A 3367-nucleotide genomic window follows, 5' to 3' on the forward strand; every position below is an offset into this window, starting at 1 on the left:
TATGGAACACCTCACTATCGACCAAGAAGAAGCGATGGAGTATGTGCAGCACATGCGTGACAACTTCGTTGATCGCGTCCTTTCCAACAGCACAGACAATATGAGTGATGAGGTCTTCATCGAGGGCTATGCACAGTTTGTCGATCCAAACCTGCTTGAGATAGATGACGGTCAGAAAATTCGCGCTGACAAAATCATCATCGCCACCGGTTCGTCACCAGTTGTTCCAGAGCAATGGAAACAGTTTGGCGATCGTGTCCTGACAACGGATAACTTTTTTGAACAGGAAGAACTGCCCTCCTCCGTCGCCGTTATCGGTCTTGGCGTGATTGGCCTTGAACTCGGGCAGTCGCTTGCGCGTATCGGTGTCGATGTCACAGGTTTTGACATGGCAAACACGATCGGCGGGATTAGCGATCCGGATGTTGCAAAAGTTGCGATCGATATCCTCGCTAAAGAGATACCCATGCATCTCGGTACAGCGGTTGAAATCGATGAAGCGGATGATGGCAAGCTGCTGGTCACATCAGGCGATACACAGGTTACGGTTGATTCGGTTCTGCTTTCGATTGGCCGCAAGCCCAATCTTGATTCGCTCAACCTCGAAGCTGCTGGTATTCCTCTTGATGATCGTGGTGCCCCTCTCTATAACGAGAACACCATGCAGGTTGGCGACTCACACATATTTATTGCCGGTGATGTCAATGGTGATAGGCCACTGCTTCACGAAGCGGGACACGACGGACGAGTTGCCGGATACAATGCAACCCAGGAGACGCCTGCCGCTTTCAAGCGCAACACGTTGCTCAATATCGCATTCAGCGATCCAAATATCTGCCAGGTTGGCCTTCGTTATGATCAACTGGATAAAGAGAGCTCGGCAATTGGGGAGATACCACTTGCACCGGTTGGCCGTGCAATGATCATGGCGAAAAACAAGGGCTTGATTCGTGTCTATGCCGATAAAGCATCCGGTAAGTTACTCGGTTCCGAGATGATCAGCGTCAAGGGTGAGAATCTCGCTCACCTGTTGGCCTGGTCGATTCAGCAAGAAATGACAGTTGGTGAGATGCTGCAGATGCCCTTCTACCATCCGGTTATCGAAGAGGCATTACAGGCGGCCCTTTACGATCTGTACGCCAAGGTTGATATGAAAAACGATACGCCTGTTACTGAACTTGTAGAGGTCTGAACTAAAATGGGGGCCAGGGTATTGTCTACCCTGACCCCCATCATCGTTTGTCACGCGGAAATTTAAATGGCCTGCTGGAAGCAGGTATAAATCACACGGTAGTGTCTACGATGGTTGCATCTGTAGCATTTCGCCCAACTGATGCAATACCATTATTACGTGATGCTTCTGACTTGTAAGTCTGGCTTGTGCCTATAGCCTGCTTGTTTCGGGAGATCATGGTGAAGCTGCAACCACGCTTTGATGCCTTCTTCTCAAAGTTCTTTTCGGACAGGGCATTTTTCATCACAGATGCGATTCCGGCTTTGCATGACTGCTTGGTTTTATAGCCTTGCGATGCAAGAATAATTTGTCCGTTTGATGCCTTGAGACGGAAACGGAATTCACCTTTTCTATCTTTATAAATTTCGAATTTACCTGCCATGTTGATCTCCTCTTTTGTTCACTTCTGTTCTGAATCAAAATGAGTATAGACTAACTCGCTTGGTTATTGAAAGCAGACAGCTATAAGCTATGCACTATTCCGGCATAGTTGATTACTGAATCATACCCATGTTTAGTTTGGTCAGTGCATTGCTAACAGAACTTTCGTAGCAACGAATGAACATGTCATCAAGCTGGACCAATGGGGTCAGACACGATTGATTCCTTTCGATTGTTGATATTCCTTGGAACGCCTATCCCCTCCTCTTCCTTTTGGTTCTGCCTGACGTTTTGTCAATTCTTCAATACGCCCCTTAAAACAATCATTGCCCAATACCCACTCTTTATTTGTTGACTGCCTGATCGTATCCAGTGTTTGTGAAGGGATATTCTTGTTGAAGAGTTGACGATATGCCGCATTTCGATCAGCCTCGTCTTTTCCCAGGCGCATATAGAGTCGATGTGGTGTTACGCCAGACTGCTTTTCACCGAATGCGTTGCTTCGATAACTCGACCAGGGATACAGACCGGGATGTTTCACCATGCCTGCCCGCACAGGATTTAATTCAATATAACGATAGCAAGTGAGAAGATAGGCTTCGGAATCAAGTAGGGTTGCTTTATATCGCCCTTCCCATAATGTGCCCGTTCGACGATAGGTAAAATTAAAATATTGTACGTATTTTATTTAGTTATATTTGGCGAATCCAATTCGCTTAGTTTTCTTTGCTATTGATGTACTGCTTGAGCGCCTCTATGCGTTCGTTCAGACCCGATAGACGTTCATCCGGGTTTGATTCAGGTGTGTTTTGAGTTGTCTCTATTTCGCCTGATTGCTTTATTGTGTCGAGCTTTTTCCTTAAGCCGCTGATTTTCTCAGGCTCCTGCTCGCGAGTTGCTGCGTACTCTTTCAGTGTTTCCTTGAGTTTCAGTGTTTCTGAGGGTGGAGCTGCGGACGGGTTTTCCTGTTCGGTGACTTCTGATGTGGCGACCTCTTCGCCCAGGTCTGCATCGTCAGTTGTGTTTGGCGCGTGAGCTTCCGTGGGATTGAGCTCAATGATGACGGAACGCTGGTCCTGGTAGACGCGGTTCTGCTCTGCGAACCAGTAGGTTCCGAATGCAATCACTGCAACCAGGCCGGTTACGGATATGATGCCGAGGTATTTCCTTGCCATTCAACACTCCCTGTTGTTGCTACTTCAGTCGCACTAATCTTGCTGATTAGGTGTAACTATAGAGTGTCTTGAAGGGAACGTATGCAGGAAAAAACTGATTTTTTTGTAGGAATTTTCCTACAAGGATGTCGTTTGTGGGATCAGAACAGGTTAAAAGATAACCCGGCTGATGCTCTGCCAGTTGTTGAGACTGAAACCTCGCTCTCAATGCGAGGATGTGTGGAAGTGTCGCGGTGAATCACACGCGCTGCGCAGGCATTTAGAACTATGCTAGCTGCGAAGAGCATCAGGAGGCGTGCAAGATTCTTTCTGTTCATCTGATTAACTCTTTTGTCAGTGCAGTTGCATAACTGCCTTTGGGTAGTGAGAAGCTGAGTAATAGCATGTCACCCTGAAACTCCCACTGCAAGTCGTTTACTGTCGTGCGCAGTGAACGCCGATCAGCGTCGACCTTGCAGCGCTGTAATCCCTTGATCCAGAAAGCGTAATCGGCCAGCGCCTGCTGCTCGAAGTCCGCAGCATCGGCAACGGGCATGATTCGGGCGGCCTTTCCACACAGGCAGCCGGTCAGGTTGAT

5 protein-coding genes are annotated in these 3367 nt (G+C 47.9%); 1 reads left to right on the plus strand and 4 read right to left on the minus strand.

Going from position 1 to position 3367, the window contains the following annotated elements; genetic code table 11:
- Window positions 1-1192 (plus strand): dihydrolipoyl dehydrogenase (locus BOW51_RS08800; protein WP_078477401.1); only part of this gene is annotated, 1192 nt, incomplete at its 5' end.
- Window positions 1193-1283: 91 nt separating this feature from the next.
- Here BOW51_RS08800 and BOW51_RS08805 read toward each other — a convergent pair.
- From BOW51_RS08805 to truD, 4 genes are all read right to left on the minus strand, one after another.
- The gene (locus BOW51_RS08805; RefSeq protein WP_078477402.1) at window positions 1284-1616 is read right to left on the minus strand and encodes a YegP family protein; all 333 of its coding nucleotides are present in this window, start codon (window positions 1614-1616) and stop codon (window positions 1284-1286) included.
- A gap of 207 nt (window positions 1617-1823) precedes the next feature.
- On the minus strand, window positions 1824-2159 hold the full coding sequence (locus BOW51_RS08810; protein ID WP_135568187.1) for a hypothetical protein: 336 nt from the start codon (window positions 2157-2159) through the stop codon (window positions 1824-1826).
- Window positions 2160-2331: 172 nt separating this feature from the next.
- Window positions 2332-2790 (minus strand): hypothetical protein, encoded by a 459-nt coding sequence (locus BOW51_RS08815; RefSeq protein ID WP_078477404.1) that lies wholly within the window; start codon window positions 2788-2790, stop codon window positions 2332-2334.
- Window positions 2791-3103: 313 nt separating this feature from the next.
- On the minus strand, window positions 3104-3367 hold a 264-nt coding region (truD, locus tag BOW51_RS08820; protein ID WP_135568188.1), incomplete at its 5' end, for a tRNA pseudouridine(13) synthase TruD.

The organism is Solemya elarraichensis gill symbiont, from assembly GCF_002021095.1.
Taxonomy (GTDB): domain Bacteria; phylum Pseudomonadota; class Gammaproteobacteria; order Chromatiales; family Chromatiaceae.

What these genes read in the sequence shown, in the direction of transcription:
- BOW51_RS08805 (WP_078477402.1), bottom strand. Translation starts at nt 1,616, where the DNA reads ATGGCAGGTAAATTCGAAATTTATAAAGATAGAAAAGGTGAATTCCGT.
- BOW51_RS08810 (WP_135568187.1), bottom strand. Translation starts at nt 2,159, where the DNA reads ATGGTGAAACATCCCGGTCTGTATCCCTGGTCGAGTTATCGAAGCAAC.
- BOW51_RS08815 (WP_078477404.1), bottom strand. Translation starts at nt 2,790, where the DNA reads ATGGCAAGGAAATACCTCGGCATCATATCCGTAACCGGCCTGGTTGCA.